General features: G+C 41.8%; 19 protein-coding genes and 1 pseudogene. 7 read left to right on the top strand and 13 right to left on the bottom strand.

Annotated elements, in window-relative coordinates:
- Positions 1-386: 386 nt before the first annotated feature.
- The 3 genes from BMI79_RS22485 to BMI79_RS22475 form a co-directional block, all read right to left on the bottom strand.
- The gene (locus BMI79_RS22485; protein WP_076944371.1) at positions 387-2,069 is read right to left on the bottom strand and encodes a DUF927 domain-containing protein; all 1,683 of its coding nucleotides are present in this window, start codon (positions 2,067-2,069) and stop codon (positions 387-389) included.
- Between the two features lie 178 nt (positions 2,070-2,247).
- Positions 2,248-3,087 (bottom strand): hypothetical protein, encoded by an 840-nt coding sequence (locus BMI79_RS22480; RefSeq protein WP_076944370.1) that lies wholly within the window; start codon positions 3,085-3,087, stop codon positions 2,248-2,250.
- Positions 3,088-3,095: 8 nt separating this feature from the next.
- Entirely contained in the window at positions 3,096-3,287 is a 192-nt protein-coding gene (locus BMI79_RS22475) for a helix-turn-helix transcriptional regulator (RefSeq protein ID WP_076944369.1), read from the bottom strand.
- A 212-nt stretch (positions 3,288-3,499) separates the two neighbouring features.
- On the opposite strand from BMI79_RS22475, the gene BMI79_RS22470 reads away from it, so the two are divergent.
- The gene (locus tag BMI79_RS22470) at positions 3,500-4,078 is read left to right on the top strand and encodes a hypothetical protein (RefSeq protein ID WP_076944368.1); all 579 of its coding nucleotides are present in this window, start codon (positions 3,500-3,502) and stop codon (positions 4,076-4,078) included.
- Between the two features lie 14 nt (positions 4,079-4,092).
- On the opposite strand, the gene BMI79_RS22465 is transcribed toward BMI79_RS22470, so the two are convergent.
- The 5 genes from BMI79_RS22465 to BMI79_RS22445 form a co-directional block, all read right to left on the bottom strand.
- Entirely contained in the window at positions 4,093-5,028 is a 936-nt protein-coding gene (locus BMI79_RS22465) for a tyrosine-type recombinase/integrase (RefSeq protein ID WP_076944367.1), read from the bottom strand.
- A gap of 98 nt (positions 5,029-5,126) precedes the next feature.
- The gene (locus tag BMI79_RS22460) at positions 5,127-5,558 is read right to left on the bottom strand and encodes a DUF2787 family protein (RefSeq protein ID WP_076944366.1); all 432 of its coding nucleotides are present in this window, start codon (positions 5,556-5,558) and stop codon (positions 5,127-5,129) included.
- 72 nt (positions 5,559-5,630) lie between these two features.
- Positions 5,631-6,119: a RadC family protein gene (gene radC, locus BMI79_RS22455; RefSeq protein WP_076944365.1), complete on the bottom strand. Its 489-nt coding sequence runs from the start codon at positions 6,117-6,119 to the stop codon at positions 5,631-5,633.
- A gap of 11 nt (positions 6,120-6,130) precedes the next feature.
- Positions 6,131-6,532 (bottom strand): hypothetical protein, encoded by a 402-nt coding sequence (locus BMI79_RS23690; RefSeq protein ID WP_125828874.1) that lies wholly within the window; start codon positions 6,530-6,532, stop codon positions 6,131-6,133.
- Positions 6,533-7,160: 628 nt separating this feature from the next.
- A complete protein-coding gene (locus BMI79_RS22445; RefSeq protein WP_244157371.1) occupies positions 7,161-7,634 on the bottom strand; it encodes a hypothetical protein in 474 nt (157 codons plus the stop codon).
- Positions 7,635-7,755: 121 nt separating this feature from the next.
- Between BMI79_RS22445 and BMI79_RS22440 the strand changes: the two genes are divergently transcribed.
- The 6 genes and pseudogenes from BMI79_RS22440 to BMI79_RS22415 all read left to right on the top strand — a co-directional run bounded on the left by BMI79_RS22440 (position 7,756) and on the right by BMI79_RS22415 (position 9,689).
- A complete protein-coding gene (locus BMI79_RS22440) occupies positions 7,756-8,037 on the top strand; it encodes a helix-turn-helix domain-containing protein (RefSeq protein ID WP_076944363.1) in 282 nt (93 codons plus the stop codon).
- Between the two features lie 5 nt (positions 8,038-8,042).
- A pseudogene (locus BMI79_RS22435) lies at positions 8,043-8,225 on the top strand (hypothetical protein); the annotation flags it as partial.
- A 67-nt stretch (positions 8,226-8,292) separates the two neighbouring features.
- Positions 8,293-8,664 (top strand): hypothetical protein, encoded by a 372-nt coding sequence (locus tag BMI79_RS22430; protein ID WP_076944362.1) that lies wholly within the window; start codon positions 8,293-8,295, stop codon positions 8,662-8,664.
- Positions 8,665-8,731: 67 nt separating this feature from the next.
- A complete protein-coding gene (locus BMI79_RS22425; protein ID WP_076944361.1) occupies positions 8,732-8,914 on the top strand; it encodes a DNA translocase FtsK in 183 nt (60 codons plus the stop codon).
- Positions 8,915-8,923: 9 nt separating this feature from the next.
- On the top strand, positions 8,924-9,286 hold the full coding sequence (locus tag BMI79_RS22420; protein WP_076944360.1) for a hypothetical protein: 363 nt from the start codon (positions 8,924-8,926) through the stop codon (positions 9,284-9,286).
- Between the two features lie 10 nt (positions 9,287-9,296).
- Positions 9,297-9,689 carry a hypothetical protein gene (locus BMI79_RS22415; RefSeq protein ID WP_076944359.1) on the top strand — a complete coding sequence of 131 codons (393 nt, stop codon included), beginning with the start codon at positions 9,297-9,299 and terminating at the stop codon, positions 9,687-9,689.
- Between the two features lie 929 nt (positions 9,690-10,618).
- Here the strand turns inward: BMI79_RS22415 and BMI79_RS22410 are convergent.
- Genes BMI79_RS22410 through hxsD form a run of 5 tightly spaced genes read right to left on the bottom strand, consistent with a single transcriptional unit; the run spans position 10,619 to position 15,641 of the window.
- Positions 10,619-12,229 (bottom strand): TIGR04141 family sporadically distributed protein, encoded by a 1,611-nt coding sequence (locus BMI79_RS22410; protein ID WP_076944358.1) that lies wholly within the window; start codon positions 12,227-12,229, stop codon positions 10,619-10,621.
- 20 nt (positions 12,230-12,249) lie between these two features.
- Positions 12,250-12,885 carry a His-Xaa-Ser repeat protein HxsA gene (hxsA, locus tag BMI79_RS22405; protein ID WP_076944357.1) on the bottom strand — a complete coding sequence of 212 codons (636 nt, stop codon included), beginning with the start codon at positions 12,883-12,885 and terminating at the stop codon, positions 12,250-12,252.
- Positions 12,882-13,988 carry a His-Xaa-Ser system radical SAM maturase HxsC gene (hxsC, locus tag BMI79_RS22400; protein ID WP_076944356.1) on the bottom strand — a complete coding sequence of 369 codons (1,107 nt, stop codon included), beginning with the start codon at positions 13,986-13,988 and terminating at the stop codon, positions 12,882-12,884. The genes hxsA and hxsC overlap by 4 nt, the downstream gene beginning before the upstream one ends.
- Complete coding sequence (gene hxsB / locus BMI79_RS22395) at positions 13,981-15,369, bottom strand: His-Xaa-Ser system radical SAM maturase HxsB (RefSeq protein ID WP_076944355.1); 1,389 nt, start codon at positions 15,367-15,369, stop codon at positions 13,981-13,983. Before hxsB ends, hxsC begins: the two co-directional genes overlap by 8 nt.
- The gene (gene hxsD, locus BMI79_RS22390; protein WP_076944354.1) at positions 15,369-15,641 is read right to left on the bottom strand and encodes a His-Xaa-Ser system protein HxsD; all 273 of its coding nucleotides are present in this window, start codon (positions 15,639-15,641) and stop codon (positions 15,369-15,371) included. The genes hxsB and hxsD overlap by 1 nt, the downstream gene beginning before the upstream one ends.
- Positions 15,642-16,657: the final 1,016 nt, after the last annotated feature.

The following is a 16,657-nucleotide window of genomic DNA, read 5'->3' as shown; positions in this document are numbered from 1 at the left end:
AAGGGAAGAGACATCGTGGTATTCCAATACCCGATTATTTTCACAGGAATACAATGAGAAAGACTGGTCGGGTGTTATTGCCCGCCTGCAGCGTGCCTTGTTGGTGTTGCTTAATGCTTAGTTTTATTCGGGAACCGCCGTTGATTGCAAATTGGGCGGTTTTCTACGTCAGGTCGCTACAGGCAGACAGTTGGCGATTAGTATCAACGCTGACTCTCAGGTCAGGATGTGCGGCCCAGTACAAAAAACATCAACTTCGTTACTTGACGAAGATTGTTTTTTTGATATGTGAATTCTTATCTATAGTGAAATAAGAGGTTATTGTTTTACTTTAAAAACAGAGCAAAAAATGATGGAGTAGAAATCTACTCCATCAAGCGGTAGTCTTACTCGTTAATCAATAAATCGTCCAATTTGTCATGAACAAAGCAATAACGACGATCAATTAACTTTCCCTCATAGCGAATCTGAACCGTGCTATAATTCTTCTGACTGTCAGCTAACATGATACCATTACTCGTCAACTTGCTTAGCAGAATATTACGTGCTGAAAGGCTCATGCAATCATGTACGGTGCTTTTATCAACTGCAATCACTTTTTTACCTTTAACCGTGCAAATAACAACAGGGTTCTGCTTGATATCATTAATTGATAAACCACCAGATTTTGTTAAGTCTATGATCCCTTCAAATTGTAAAATGTCAATGATACGCTTCGGTAAAATATTATGAATCGTTGGTGCAGGCGAGCATGGCTCATTTAGTGAATCCAAGTAACATTTTGAAATCCCCTGCATTACATCATGCTTCTCAAAAGGCAGGATACCGTATTGGATAGCCAAGCAACCACTGACGTAAGCTAGAGCAAATCGTTTGGCGATACGCACATCAATACCAGAGTTACGGTTTATCCCATGTTTTTTCAGAAAGAATTCGATACCTTTTTCTAAATAAGCTTTAAGCTCCTCACGGTCATCCTGAATATCAGCAACCAGACGTTTCAGGAATGCAGGTTTCGCTGATCCATAATAGCGGTTAGTGACCTCCTTAACGATATGCGCAAGCTCATTACTGGAACTGACACCTTGTGGCAATGACTCAAAGACGCCCATATCACAACCTGCGTAGGCAGGAACATCGATCATGCGCACATTTTCCCCTTCCATGCGCTCAATCTTACCATCCTCAGCGTGTTGGGCGAGGCTGAGTTCTCCCGTACTGATAACAACTACCAACCACTCGGCCGCTTTATTTTCGTAAACTGACGCACGCACTTTACCTTTGCCACCAGACAATAGATAAACACGGTTTGCGATTATTTTTGCAACTAAAATTGGATCGTTACCCAACAGCTTACTTTCATCCAGGATTAACGTACTGTCATTATGAGCTACTGCAATTTCTTCAAGACCTTTGTCTGTATTGTTCCATAGAATAAAAATTGATTTTGGTTTACCTGCAACAGAAGCAAGAACATAAGCAGACGAACTCTTCCCCATACTACTTGTCCCCCATAGATGGAATCCCCCTCCTTCCATATCCAACAATTTAAGTAAGAATCCCGAAAATGCGCTACAGAGAGCCAGCATAATACGAGAGCTATTTAATGCCAGTAGCGCTACGTTATCCTTCCATTCCTTCAGAGTTCCTTGTTTTACTTCGATGGGCAAATGATTTTTAGCTTTAGGATGTAACACAGGTTTATCACCCTTAACCTCACCGATCACTTTATCATTAGTGCGCAAATAAACATCACCACAAAAACCAGGTTTATTACGTAAAAGTATGAAGCGTTCAGTTTGTTTAGTGACTTCCTCATATACCGTATCCCAGTACTCTTTCGACATATCCGCGCGATGCCCAGCGTTGAGCATAATTTTCTTAACTTCACCTTTATTTGCTAATGCGAATGATGGAATAAGGATATGGATAGGCTTACCACTATTCTCGCTATAAACTTTAACTTGACGAAAAGCCTGATCTGATGTGGATAACATTCTTGTCTTTGCCAACAAATTAACATAAAGCATTTGTTCTTCTTCAGTTGATTTCTTTTTTACTATTTTCATTATTAGTTCCTGTATTGTTAGGTAATCATGCACTCACTCAATCACTTTTAATTTCATAAGTGCATGACAGGTTATCTACGCAGTTAATCTGAGTAGTGTTGTATAGCTATTTCAATCAAACAGTAGGTTTAACGCGTCCGAAGAACGGTTATTACTGTCTTTAGAGGGTTATTGCATCTTAGCTCATTAACAAATGGTCACCATATCTCCTTACTTTATACATAAAGGTTAATCCGGCCATTCCGATTGCATCTAACATAATCAGAGAGTCAGTATGTTGCTTGCTTAATAATCTATACTTTTTAGTCCATCGTTTTCTTTTTCTCTCTTTGTTATCCAGCATATACACATCATTATATTCAATAGATTCAACGCGCCACCAAATAGCTTTAAAGCGATAGCTTATCTGACGTTCAGGCACCTTCAATTCACTTGATAGCATTGGGCGGTTGACCACACCCTTGCGGGCATTCATGTTCCTTTTATTTTTCATCTTAATGCGTAGTTTCTTTATGGCCTCTTTATCATTTGGAATAATCAAGTGAAAGTGTGGCAACCATTTTTGAATTCCCGTATGGAAATCCATTTCGAATCCACCGATTATCATTCCTTCAAAGCCACTTTCTTTTAGCCAGCGCCGGAGTCGTGCTTTTAAAGCGTCTGGTCTCCATTCAAGTAATTCATCATCACTGATTGCATCTTGATAGAAGATTAAAGTTAAACCTCGCCATTTCTTTCTCTTCTTACATAACTTAAGTACCTCCTTGATCATTATGAGTCTATGGTGTCTGAAACATTCAGGACATGCAGCACTCCCACAAGGATAACATGGTTCGCATTCCCATAATTTATTAAACAAGGCTTGGTAGATTTTGTCTTTACGTTTCTGCAATGCCTTCTCTCTTATAAGCCTCTCGGCACGTACCTCCTTTACTGTCTCAAATTTCGGTATTGTCTTGGCTAACTCCTCAAGTTGATTGCCAAGCTTTGCCAGTGGCATTATTCGGTTTTTCTTCATTCAATTCCTTACTTATTAAGAGTAGGCCGCTCTTCAATCCAACGTTGTATGTCTTCCTCTCTCCAGGCAACAGCGCGATTACCCGTTAATGAAACCTGCTCTGGGAAACGTTTAGCTTCGATAAGTCTGTATAAGGTTGCCCTTGAGATGGCACAGCGTTTTAGGACTTCTTTAATTTTTAATAATTTGCTTTCTTTCATATTTTCCCTCCCGTTAACTGATGGAGAAATCATATCAGATCTGAAATAGCGCCCTCCCCATAGAAGCGGCTCTCGAAAAGTGGCTATAAGGTGGATTTTCTCGTCTAAAAAGGCGATAGTTAAGAATCGAGAGCCGCTTCTCAAGATTTTCACTTTTTGCTAGAAATTCGTCAAAAAAATGAGCATAAAACAACCAAAATAAAGGTCAAAAAATGAACAAAACAGATAAAGAAAGAAGCATAGAGGTTAATGAGAGTAAAAAATCAGTATATAAATCTAGTGACATTGAAAAGAAAAAGAGAAAGCTCCAGAGAGACAGGGATAACAAAGCCGCAGCACAGAAAAAGTACAGTGAAACCGGTTTCACTAGAACAAAGATTTACTTAGGAAGAGACGTCTACGAGAGACTTGCTGACATTTATGAAAGGCAACATGGCAAACCACTAAATATCGAAGGGCGAAAGGATATCGACTCTCTTAGCCGAGTCATCAGCTACTGCATAAACAGAACCTATAAATTTGCATATATCAATAAAGGGGAGGGTACACGGGATGATATTCTTCCTGCACGAAATGCTAGAAGCCAAGAACTGTACGACCTGCATCAAGCTGCGAAATTTTTAAAGGCTAGTGGTTATAGCACTGCTGAAATAAGGAGAAAGCTTAGTACAAATGGCTGTCCCCCTCCTAACATACTAAATAGCAACCAAAAACGCCCATGGGTTGATAGAGATGTTGAAGATTTACTGAACCTTGAAACACTGAATGCAGACCTACGTGATATAAATTAGTTGGCACCTGATATCTACCAACATTTCAAGCCTTGAGAAGCCATGACTTTGGCATTGTCTCCCCGGTGATCGTAACGGGCTGTCGTGGTGATATCACTATGGCCCGCCAGTTGGCGCACGGTGTTGATATCGATGCCCTGATCCAGCAACTGCGTGATGAACGTCCTGCGCAAATCGTGAGGCGTAAACTCAGCCACATTGGCACCAGTTCTTAGCTGTTCCAGTATCGCCGTCAGACCTGCGGTGGTTAATGCACCGGCTGCCGGTTGACCGGAACGACTCACTTTGGTGAACAGGGCATTCCCCTCACCTTTAGCGGCTAGCCATGCTGACAGCGCTTTGGCCACAGCAGGAGCCACGTGGATTTCACGGTATTTCCGCCCCTTCCCTTGCCGAACAATCACTTTCCCCTCGTCCTTTATATAGTCATCCATCTTCAAGGCTACCAGTTCACCCGCTCGTAATCCCGTCCCGCACAGCGTCAGTAAAATTGCAGCGTCACGGCATCGACGAACCGGCGAGCAGTGACTTTTAGCCACTTTCAGGAGTGAACGAATTTCCAAACGACTTAATGCGCGCCCTTTCCGCACCGAATCTCCTTGTACACGCTTGACCGCCTTGATGCGAGCCAACGTCTCCGCCTCCATTTGCTGCAAGTTGAAAGCCGTTTGCGCGATCGAGCGTAATGCCGACAAAGCCATATTGACCGAAGAAACCGCATAGCCTTCATCTAACAACGTGGCACGCACGCGCATCACATCGGCATAGCAAAGCGTTTCCCAAGGATAAGTGCTGGCTTCAGCATACTTGCCCAATATAGTGGCACTGCGCTTCAGCAGACTGATGATACCTTTGCGCCCGGCAACCGATAAACTGTGAGTGTAGGCATCATAGGCACACGTTTTCGCTGCTGATCGGGGAAGTGGAGTAAGCGTTGGCGCGTTGGACATGGCATTCTCAATATTGGACAAAGTTAGTGGTGTGATGGGATAACCCAGGCAGCATCCTCTTCTCCGCCATGGGTTACCCTCTCGCTACCGCAGTAGCGTCAGATCTCCCACGATACGGTCGTGGTGTAAGCGTCCATCTGCCAATAGCACACAAAGTTGTGCTGCCATAGCGAGTACAGCTCCCTTCCCTCTGCCTGCGTCAGGTCACCCATTCGGCTCTCAAACACGTAACGTTGCGTCCAGCTAAAATCCAGTATCTTCTCCAACTCCGGGTACACCGTGCCGACAAAGCCAAAATCCGTCACATAGTCGAAACGCCAGCCTTCGTTGTGTCTTATCAGCCGTATTTCTACCGGGTGGTAACCCCCGCGCTCACTGCTGTAATGCGGGTCACGGAAATTGAGCGTCACCGCCCGAGTTGATGGGGGCATGTCCGGGGCAGCGGATAATGCGTTGAACAACAGTTGCGTGAATGACTGGCTGACCGGAAGAATAAAGCCCGCTTGGTCGATAGTGTGATTTTGGTGCATACGTACTCCTTTCTCAGTTAAAGAAATCGCTGTGGGTATGAATAATGTGTATTAAACCAAGTAACTAATTACTCAGAGCAAGCCACGCTCGGCCAGTGAGGTGGTCTGGTTACCGGCCACAATCACGTGGTCAAGTACGCGAACATCAATAAGGTCTAGGGCAGCTTTGAGGCGTTGCGTGATATGGCAGTCTGCCGTGCTGGGTTCGGTGTCCCCGCTGGGATGGTTATGCACCAGGATGAGAGCGGCAGCGTTATAGCGGAGACTCAGTTTCACCACTTCGCGGGGATAGACGCTGACTTCTCGCAGTGAACCCCGGAAAAGTTGTTCGTAGCCTAACAGGCGGTGTTGGTTATCCAGCAACAAGATGCTGAAAACTTCATGCTCCAGCAGCGCCAACTTGAAAACGACATATTGGCGTGTTTCGTGGGAAGTGGAGAATATCTGTCGCTGGCTAAAGCGTTGCTCAATAATGCGCTCAGCCTGTTGAAGTATGTCATCGGGTGACCCGAGTTTGCTTGGCTGATGAGAGGTTTCAGCGTGGGATAATAACGCATTCATGATTGGCTCACTTAAAATTCACGTTCAATAAAGTAGAGGGCATCACGATAAAACTGGTAGCGGCTTTCATCAGGATAAAGGGCGTAGGATTTTATCTTCTCCCGTTGCACGCCTGAACTGTCCAGATAATACATATAATGTTCATCCATTGATTTGATAACTGACCAGTGATATTGATTGCTGAATAAAATAACGCGGCTAAAGTCTTTATTACTTTCCAGAAAGGTGTGCATTTCCTGCACCATTCGGGTTACTTTTATTCGTCGCTGATGAAAGGGGCGTGTGACGTTGACAGGAAATGTCTTTCGGTAATAGCCCGTCATTAATACTGTTTCAATTACATGCGCCATTCTTATTTCATCAATTCCCTGCGTCAACCATTCATTCAAGGGCCACTGTGTGGAATATTGCATTAACAGTGTCCGTAATAGTGGCTTGCGTTTTATTCGTCCATCAAAAAGATAGGTCATGGCATTCACAATACTGTACGCACCACACAGACAATCCAGGTCACCTTGCTGAAATGCACGATGCTCTCTACGTAGTCCCAATAATTCACCCTCATGGTATTTTGTTATTATTGCTCATCCATTTCCCTGAGTGCAGGCGTAAGTAATGCACCCTTCTCTTGTGACAAGAGAAATAGGGATAAGCAGCGTGATGATTAATGCATTGGCATAATGGAGTGACTGCAAATACACGTTATGCCAGTGTAATCATTATAGCAAAACACACATTAAATGCAAATGGTTCTTATTATCAATATTGGATTGTTAATGTGGCAAAAGAGCTATTTATGGCGCTTTGATAGCCCTATTGGGGAGGGAGCTATTAAAGTATGACCCATGCCTTATTGCATAGGTCACAGTATTTTGACGGGATGTTCAGTGTGAAGCCCATACATCGACCGGCATTCGTTTTACACGAGGGAACTTTATTACCCGCAAAGTCCTTGGCGAATGTTTTAACCACATACGCTGAATTGGATAATGCTCTCGAATGCGATGAGGGCTGGCCTGAACGTGCTTTTCAGACCAGAGATTACTCTGACAGGGAATCCAGAAGCTGCTGGCGTTGTGCTTCCGACAGCTCCATCAAGCGGCGAGCCAATGCCACTACGTCAGGGGAAACCTGGTGGGTTAATGCCAAATCATCCGCCACCTGCTCCAATGCCTGCTTTAACAGTCTGTCACGTGAGTGCGGTTTCATGGTCTTGAACAGTTGCACCCAGAGATTCAGTTGTTCATCCGACCCATACGGAGAAACAGGCTGAGTTTTCTGTTGTCGCTCTACCCGCTCACTCTGCAATGACATTCCCGCTGCGCGGATATGGTACTCAAAGCCCTTATACCCAGTTCTCTTTCTCTTGATGTCAGGGTGCAGTGCTGCCAATTTCTCCAGCCGTAAACGGCAACCTTTTGCGGTGCTCGGCATTCCCGGCTTACCGACAAACTCCAATGCTGAGAGCCATTGTTCATCATCCAGGGGATTCTGTTGCGTCAAACTGTTGTTCATAAACTTTATTCCAGATATCAATGCGTTAATAGAAAAGGCAAAATAAACCCATAAAGAGAACTTGATTTGTTCACTTTGTTCGCATTTAATATCACTGTACTGATACAAAGGAGTGAGCACTGTGAATAACCACGTAGCATCGCAAAAAAAACGAACCAAGGGAAGTCTCGAGGATTGGCATCGTGCTGACATTGTGGCGGCCTTGCACAAACGGGGAGTCAGTCTGGCACAGCTATCCCGTGACCAGGGATTGGCTCCACGTACCCTCAATAATGCATTCAGCCAGCACTACCCCAAGGCAGAACGCCTGATAGCCGGGGTATTGGGGATGACACCTGAACAGTTATGGCCGAGCCGCTACCTTAACAAGGCACCGTCAATTCATACCCGAAGCAAGGAATAGCAGTGATGGCGACCACCGTTACCTCGGTTGTGGAAAGTGTTGAATACTTTTTACATTCCCTGTATCGGCTGGAGCTTGTCAAAACCCTGAGGTTGAATGAACGCAATGAAAAGGAACTACTTCCTTTGGTGCGTTGCTACCTGTTAGGGTACTTTGCTGATGTAGTGTCCCTCAGCGTCCAGATAAAGGCTTTCCGTGCTTGGCCCTCACCGGGAGTCGTTAAAAATATCCGTATCAATTGACAAGGAATAGGCAATGAAAAAGTGTGTTATCACATTACTGGTGGGGTTGTGTTGCCATGCAGCCATCGCGGCGGAAAGAGAGGGGAATACGTTTATCTACCAGAAAGCCAATGGTGAAATCCGGTTATCAGCAATACCGGGTAATGGCCAGCAGGCAACATTCTTGATAAATACCAATGTGGGTATGCATGTGTGTGAGGTGGAAGGAATTGCAACCGCCATTGCCGATACGCCGCAACACACGACCCTTGAATGGCGAAATGAAAACCACTGCCTGATTACCCTAACGTGGGGGCAGAATCGTGTGAAGGTCAATGCCAACGAGGAATGCAATAGCTATTGTGGCATGAACACCGGGAACTCACTGTCTGGCGTCTATCAATAAGCACATTTTTTAATACCAGTGTGTAATTCATTACTACACAGCCCCCTATTAATTTTTAAGAGGAAGCATGCCATTTGAATTAAAGAAAGAAACGCCTGTAGACCCACTTTATCACCAAACAAAGAAACTGATTACGCGTGGCGAATTGAAGAATGATATCAAAACCGTGCAGCATCATTTCAGAATTGGGTATAACCGGGCAAGACGAATTCTAGAAAGTATTAAACTCAACCATTCACTTATTGAATAAGGATATGCCGTGTCACTTTTTAATAAAATCAAATCAGCTTACAACAAGAATCAAGCCATGCAGGAAGAAGGGAAACAGCAATTATTAAAGGGCGATTTGGGCCTCAAGAAAACCTTTTGGGGCTATTGGTTCCTCATCATGCTGGTTATCAATGTCCTGTTATTCTTTACTGAGCGCCGCTTTCACATCCTCTTCCTAAATGCCGCATCGCTTTATGTAGGGATTACTGCGTTGATTGCTATCAAGAATACGCTTAATAGCACCAATAAATTCTGGGGGATTACAGCGCTGGTTATTGTGAGTCTCTCGGTAATCGTTGATGTATTGGCTTTTATTGGGATTGTCTTTGAGCAATATATCGATGCTTTATAAGGATATCACAATGAACCGTAAAATTATCGCTATCGGTATTATCGCTGTACTGTTATCAGCGTGTGACTCCAGCACGCCAAAATGCAACAGTGAGGATGCTAAAACCCTGGTCGTTGACATTGCCCAAAAGGAGATAAAGAAACAATTCGATCAACTTAGGAACTCACAAATGGCAGGCATGCTGCCTAAGCATGCGGACAGTCTTATGTTGAAGGTGACCAATATCAGAACCGTTAAACATGACTCGTCACTAGACGTTTATCACTGTGCTGCCACTCTGCAAATGACTATGTTTGATGACAAATTAAACCTTCCAAGCACCAAGGATTTGCCGATAACCTATAATATCCAGAAAACAGACGATAATAACGGGCAGTTCTACATTAACGTATTTGGCTTGTAATTATTAGCACCAACACCAGGGTTTCCTTTTGGGTGTATAATTCATGCTTTAACCCAAAAGGAACCGCTACATGAAAAATACAATTATCACCATACCGAGCATCCTCTTCATCATTATAACTACCGTTTTGTACTAGCTATTTTACTCCGAAGATAAACTCCAGGAAGAACTATCAATAGATAACACTATCTACGTTCAATCGAGTTTATCAGGCGAATACCGGGCAATTATCATCACAATACTGGATAATGTAGAATCATCTTCCGGTGAACTACCGTGTAAAATGCAACTGCGTTTGGAAAAATAACCACACAGAGTTTAAAGACGCTTGGGAAATTAGTGCTTAGTGTGTTCATTGTGATATCACTATTTATAGTCAGCAGAGAAATTCAAACCACAATCAGACAAGAGGATTACCCCCTTTACTTGAATGTAACCAATATCAATTAATTATTACTACTGTGACCAATTCACGTTTCTAAGTCCTCTTCAATACGAACTATTATGACCTGCATTGCAACCTTTCAGGCCGCAGGCTCTTGAAGGTTCATTTATTTTTATAGAAGCCAAAAAACTCTTTTAGATGCTAACCTTTCGAATCGATATCTACAACTTAGTTAGCGTTAGAGTAAACCTTGTCCCAATTATCAAACTTAACTAAAACACCACCTTCTTTTATATAGGTATGCTTTTTCGTTTTGGAGGATTAACATTTCATGGTATCATACCAATTAGGCCACATTGAAAGCAATAGTGTGCATAAAAACAAACTGTTTAACCACTCAGTACTTACAGGTTCTATTCAGCACCACTCCGCTGAATTTTTTCTATCTGAAAGTCGATGGCCGCCGTCTCCCCTCATAGAAAAGGAACTTGCTCTTTAGTGAGCATCTTAATGATCTGACAAAAAAATCTCTAACATCGATAAATTAAGATTTAATCTTTTTTGGCTTACAAATTTTCTTTTTATAAATAGTGGGATCTACATCTATTTTGCAGATTCTAACTTCGTATCCGAAATTAGAAATAGTTTTGTTAAAATTCTTCAAGTTGATCTTAGAAAACAGTGGTAAGTCATCAGGGAGGTTTTTGTTTGTGGCAATAGCAAAAACTATTTTATATTTCTGAGCCTCTGGCCTTAATGTATGATCAGCTAATTTAATATGAGCTGGAAATTTTTCATTAAGCTTCCCTCGAAATTCAGAATCACTTATGAAAAGTTCAGATCCTATAAATCCTTGCGAAAAAAGATGGCTCATGCTTTGTGCTCCGCTATAATATTTCACATGAATAAAATCAGATGCACCTCTAATAATATCGCAAAATTCAATTTTACTTTTCCCACCGCCATGATATATGAATTTTTGATCCATATGAGTAAAACTTTTATCAGCGAGACAAATTTCTTTATTGTACTGTTCTTCTCTTTTACATGAATAAATTGGAAATTTGTCAGCTTCCTCATAGGGCTTAATTCGTTTCATTTCATTGTCAATGGTAGAAACAAACTTTCTATCAGCCACATACCAAATTGAGTCTCTTAAGATATAATTTTGATCACCTTCCTTTATCTCAGCATATAGACATCTGTAAAGAGACCATTTCTTTAAAGACTGATAATCTGCATCTAAAACATGCAGACTACTTCCTTTGAGATCACTTACAGTTATTTCAATTTTTTTACTATCAAAATATTCACAAATATGATTAACCGACAAGCTTTCATAAATCATGCTTCTTTGCCGCTTCTCAAAACAATAACCTATCTGATTCTCCCAATCTACAATTTCAGGCTCACCTAGCCATATCTCATTAAAATCTTTCGCTTTTATTAAATCGATCAGAATAGAGTCAAGTATCTCAACTTCTGCTTCATCAGCTTCTTTTATATTATTAACCCATTCAAACTCTTCTGGGAGAGGCTGAGAATAAATGGACTCTATTTTATTTAACAACTTCGGGATGGATTTCAGGTCAATATCCGGCATGATTACAAACGCATCTTTACCAGTAATTTTATTACCTAAAATATCTTCAGTGGAAGTCCCCGTAAGAGTTGTAAGAATATCCATCTCGGAATCTATTTTAAGGTTATAAATATCTACCTCTTTACTACTTTGACTACGAGTTAATAGATTTGTTTCATTATGGCTACCTTTATCCAAACTACGGATTTTGTTATGCTCTATACAATTAAGTGTAGCTTTAAGACCAAAACCTTTGACAATACTATTATCGTTAATTAAGTGATGCCCTGTCCCAAAAGGAATGAGATACCTTGAGTTATTCACTTCAACAACTAAGACTGCCCCAGTGCTACTATTTTTCCCGAAGAAATCATGATCTAAATCAGGCTTTTGGCTTGTAAATAAAGTTGTCCATTCAGGTGGTTTTGGGTCTAAGAATTGTTTTGCATATAAATATACCCTTGCCTCATCCATATCAAACTCAATCGGATTTATAACTCTCTCCAAATTCAAAACCTTATCAATGTCATCATTGAATCTTTTTGCTTTATATATCGAGAGTTTAATCTTCATTTCAATCCCCCCTAAACTCTTTAACGGGCCAGAATATTTAATGAATTCAATAATTGAGTATCAAGTGTTTCAGTTGTAGGCGTTGGTAGTCCATTCGCAATGCGATAATTTTTTATAGACTGCCTTGTAGAAGGTCCCATTATGCCGTCAATATTCCCATTGTAATATCCCTTGTCCAGCAATGCGAATTGAACCCGCATGATTAAGCGCTTACGCTTCTCTTTACCAGAAGTAAGCTCATTACTTGCACGGTTAGCCTCTGTAGTTCCAACAGAATTCGTAGTAGTGGAGTTGTTATTGTCGTTAGAACGAAGCGAACGCACAGAGGGAGAAGACGATGTGGAACTGGTCCCTGAGCTGGAAGAACCAGATGAGCTTGGTGAGCTGTATGTTTTTGGATAATAAGGAGTGCTGCCACCATAGTACCCACCACCTGATGAAGATCTGTGAGAACTATGACTCCGATGGGAGCTATGACTACGATGCCCTGCAATGTAGAAAGGCACCTCCGTGTTAAGTGGAGCTACCACTAAATCATGTTCATTAAGAGTCATACCAGGCAAATCACTCGCCCCGGTAGATGAATCACTTGCCCATACATAATTATTGAGGGCCAAAAATCCCGGAAGTAGAGCAGCAAAATTAAATTTTTTCATAAAATTGGTCTCGGTGGTTGATGAAAACTGCCTTTTGATGAACTGAAATAACCAGCACAGGAAGACTTCTGAGTGCATTCATCACATTCTTTTGGATAGTAATTTTTCCAATCAGAGATCGACTGAACAGCTAGCTCCCAGGCTCTTTCAGGAAGATGACACAAAGGATAATTAAAAATAGTTAGGGGTATGCCTGACCTTTGTGCCGTGTCTATTGCAGAGATAATTTTCTCACTATAGCTGCCGTGCTCAATGAAGATTGATGACCAGTTTTTTCGTGCCCACCCAATAGATTCCAATCCCATAAGGGAAATCTGATTGATGTTGGAGAACACACGGCCAACGAACTCTACAATTTCATCCAATTCTGTATAGTTAGCCAGTGTCGGAATAACTCTAAGTTCGATATTGATCCCTAAGTTTCCTGCATTAATTAAACCCCTAACCGTTTCATTAAATGCGCCATCACTCCCTACCAGATGATCATGCACAAGTGCTCTTGATGAGTAGAGCGGGATACCAAAGGTGATCTTTTTGCTTCGCTTTGCCATTTCCTGAGTAAAGTTCGTATCAGCAAATTTGCGTCCATTTGTTAAAATATGCAAAGCAGTATCTGGCGAGTTCTCGATGATAAAATCAATGAAGTGTAGAAAATCATCTCCATACAGCAGAGGTTCACCTCCACTGACCCCAATAACTCCATTCAAACCAAATGAAGCTATAGCAAGAGCTGATTGGGTAAGCAGCCAGTCATCATTTGCTTTCTTTGGTGGCTGGGAGCAAAACAGGCACAGATTATTACAGCGCTCCGTAACTAAGACAGTATTATGATTGGCTCTGCGGGACAGAATAACGCGTATCATATTGCCATTTTTTATTATCCCAATATCCCCATCTTCAATTGACTCAAATAATGCAGTGCTAATAATAGAGTAATCAAAGCATGGTAGAATGGCCTCATCATTGCTTTCAGTAACCACCAGCAAATTGGGCAAAAAGAATAAAGGGTTAACTGGTTTTTGTTTGCATAATCGATAGAAACCCGTGGGCACATTCTCTTTAGAAGCAAAATGAAAGATATCGTTCCTGATAACCTCAGACATATGCCCATCCTTTTAGCATCTCAGCCTTCGGACCACCTTCTGAGATACAGTTCATCAGATACCTGAACATACCTTTGTGATACTGACAAAACGTTGACCGACTCCTATCACCTACAGGCTCACCCTGTACACTTATGTTCTGGCATGGGTCTGCACCGCAAAATGGTTGATATGCGCATGTATCACAACCTGGCAGAGCAAAATTGAACGATGAACTCAATACTGCGTTATAGTAAGGACTAGTGGAAAATGATAGCGTCTTAACCTCCCCCGCACTGAACTCCGTTTTAGGATTTACCTTCTGCAACATACGGCTCTCATCGCTACCATATACTCGGCCGTCATAATTGAAAAGAATACTGTTTAGTACGACCCCACTTGGAGACTTTAAGTCCGCATAACCACTAAAGCCGGGATTGAAGATTCTTTTCAGATGAATGGACGCAGAATGTTCCACAACCCTTATCCCTTCATTATTGCTCTTAAGGATTTCATCTATCAAAGAAGCATAGAAACCGAAGTATTCGTCCATAGAAAAGGTGAACGATGCTTTTTGTGCAAACCCATAGGGACTAACAGGTCGGATAAACATATCCTTGAGGCCAAGAGACAAATGAGCCTGAACAATCGATTTAGGGTGCCTGATAAGATCTTTAGTAACTGTGGTAACCGTTGCAACGCGACCAACGCCTAAAGACCGTTTGATAGCCTCTACCCCTGACACTGTTCTACTGTGGGCAAGCCCATGACCAAGAATTCGATTACTATTGTGAACAACTTCCTCACCATCAAGCGAAACAGAGAACGTTATGTTCCTATCTCTCGACCATTCAAGCATATCCTCATTCAAGACAGACAGGCTGGATGCTACCACCATCTCAAAATCGGTGCTTCCCAGCGTTTCAGCACACTGCTCATAAATGGACTTAATTAAATCGAACCGCAGGAGTGGCTCTCCACCCTGTATCTCTATCTTGTAAGGTGGCGTTGATAGTTTTTTGATAGTCGAAATGATATCAGGGATGAGAGCAGGATTTAGATCATAACCTGAGGAATTCACGGAAGCTCTACTGACCTGACAATACTTGCAGGTATGGTCGCAACGTAGAGTGGGTACAATCATGAAAATTGGCCTGACCGCCAATTCATTCATCAACCGTTTTGCAAAAGCGGCACTTAAAGCATAGGGGGTTGTGGCAGATAAGCTTTCGTTGGTTATAAAAAGCCTGCTTTCTAGTGCGTTTAATTGCTCCGCACTAATTTGCTCATCAGAAAGATCAAGCAGGTCTTGTTCATTAATGAAGTGATGAAAGCCAGCGAGATTGCTTATAAATACCTGCCCATTAGGCAATCTGTCAAAATTGAAAGGCATCAATTCCATTACGAAAGCCTTTCATCGATACTGCGAAGCACTTTATGGACAATAGAATCTCTCAATGTCCCTGTTTTATGTTGTAGCTTTTCTCGCAAAGTATAATCATTCAATAGCCTCTCAAATTCATAGAGGCATTCGGGACTATCGCTTTCAAAAGAGATTATCCAGGAAGATATATCCTCACAAAGTTTCCATTGAGTAAGCGGAGTCATCCAGTACAGGCTATTACGGATAACCCATTCAGAATAATGATCTTTTTGAAGCATCCTTTCGCACATTGCTATTACCTTCCAAAAGTAATAATCACAATAAGCAACCGTTTTAAAACGAATTTGTCTTATGAGATGATGATACTACATTCAATTGATATGTTACAGAATATTAGCGATAGACTGCCTATTTAGGTAGTGCAGTACTTGCGTGAGTATCGATGTCAATCAATGGGAGATTATACGCTCTGCAGGTTCGCGCCAAACCAAGCGATAGAGCGTTTCCCGACCTTGGGGGAAGGTATGTACAAGATCGTGTGAATTAATCTCTGACATTACCTCTCCCTTCTTTGGCTAACATTCATCAGAAATCTTTGCCTTCTGGTCATTGAAGTTAATCTGGCCTACTCTCCATCGATTGACATATCAATGGTGTTAGAAATGTCCGCGTCTAGCAAAAATCTATCTGTCAGATATAGTCCTGAAGATATGCTTACAACTACACTTGCTACTTATTAAGTATTTGACAGTCCTTCCAGAGCAATGCATTGATAAATAAAAGAAATAACGCCCCCCTATCAGGATGAACAAGAGCTGGTTGGAGCTGTGATAACTAACCTCAGTTAACAGCATCAACCAAAGTGAGTACAGGCATGAGTACAAAAATAAATAATAAAAATAAAAACATTAAATATCAATATAATAAACAAAAAATCACGAATCAACGTCTAAATGGTTTTGCTCGTCGCATAGCATCTCATGACGAGTCATAAAGGCCAATAAACCTTATAAAATCCACGCAGTTGCGTGGATTTTTGTTTTTATATAGTCTCACGTGATTTCATGAAAGCGCAGTAAAAAATGAGTACGCAATTGAGAGCATGGTTGTGCAATTATCTATTGAGCATCTTCACAATACGCGTGTGCCCCATTCTCTTTGATTCAGCACAGTCCACGCATAAAACTAAGCATTAAGCAACGCCAACAAGGCACGCTGCAGGCGGGCAATAACACCCGACCAGTCTTTCTCACTGTATTCCTGTGAAAATAATCGGGTATTGGAATACCACGATGTCTCTTCCCTG

Source organism: Serratia oryzae, from assembly GCF_001976145.1.
GTDB lineage: Bacteria > Pseudomonadota > Gammaproteobacteria > Enterobacterales > Enterobacteriaceae > Chania > Chania oryzae.
This window is presented reverse-complemented; position numbering and strand designations above follow the sequence as displayed.

Excerpts from the sequence above, each read along its gene's own strand:
- radC (WP_076944365.1), bottom strand. The coding sequence starts at position 6,119 with ATGAATGCGTTATTATCCCACGCTGAAACCTCTCATCAGCCAAGCAAA.
- BMI79_RS22410 (WP_076944358.1), bottom strand. The coding sequence starts at position 12,229 with ATGAAGATTAAACTCTCGATATATAAAGCAAAAAGATTCAATGATGAC.
- BMI79_RS22445 (WP_244157371.1), bottom strand. The coding sequence starts at position 7,634 with ATGAACAACAGTTTGACGCAACAGAATCCCCTGGATGATGAACAATGG.
- BMI79_RS22480 (WP_076944370.1), bottom strand. The coding sequence starts at position 3,087 with ATGAAGAAAAACCGAATAATGCCACTGGCAAAGCTTGGCAATCAACTT.
- BMI79_RS22485 (WP_076944371.1), bottom strand. The coding sequence starts at position 2,069 with ATGAAAATAGTAAAAAAGAAATCAACTGAAGAAGAACAAATGCTTTAT.
- BMI79_RS23690 (WP_125828874.1), bottom strand. The coding sequence starts at position 6,532 with ATGCAATATTCCACACAGTGGCCCTTGAATGAATGGTTGACGCAGGGA.
- BMI79_RS22415 (WP_076944359.1), top strand. The coding sequence starts at position 9,297 with ATGAACCGTAAAATTATCGCTATCGGTATTATCGCTGTACTGTTATCA.
- BMI79_RS22465 (WP_076944367.1), bottom strand. The coding sequence starts at position 5,028 with ATGTCCAACGCGCCAACGCTTACTCCACTTCCCCGATCAGCAGCGAAA.
- hxsC (WP_076944356.1), bottom strand. The coding sequence starts at position 13,988 with ATGTCTGAGGTTATCAGGAACGATATCTTTCATTTTGCTTCTAAAGAG.
- BMI79_RS22475 (WP_076944369.1), bottom strand. The coding sequence starts at position 3,287 with ATGAAAGAAAGCAAATTATTAAAAATTAAAGAAGTCCTAAAACGCTGT.
- hxsD (WP_076944354.1), bottom strand. The coding sequence starts at position 15,641 with ATGTGCGAAAGGATGCTTCAAAAAGATCATTATTCTGAATGGGTTATC.
- hxsA (WP_076944357.1), bottom strand. The coding sequence starts at position 12,885 with ATGAAAAAATTTAATTTTGCTGCTCTACTTCCGGGATTTTTGGCCCTC.
- BMI79_RS22425 (WP_076944361.1), top strand. The coding sequence starts at position 8,732 with ATGCCATTTGAATTAAAGAAAGAAACGCCTGTAGACCCACTTTATCAC.
- hxsB (WP_076944355.1), bottom strand. The coding sequence starts at position 15,369 with ATGGAATTGATGCCTTTCAATTTTGACAGATTGCCTAATGGGCAGGTA.
- BMI79_RS22430 (WP_076944362.1), top strand. The coding sequence starts at position 8,293 with ATGAAAAAGTGTGTTATCACATTACTGGTGGGGTTGTGTTGCCATGCA.
- BMI79_RS22460 (WP_076944366.1), bottom strand. The coding sequence starts at position 5,558 with ATGCACCAAAATCACACTATCGACCAAGCGGGCTTTATTCTTCCGGTC.
- BMI79_RS22470 (WP_076944368.1), top strand. The coding sequence starts at position 3,500 with ATGAACAAAACAGATAAAGAAAGAAGCATAGAGGTTAATGAGAGTAAA.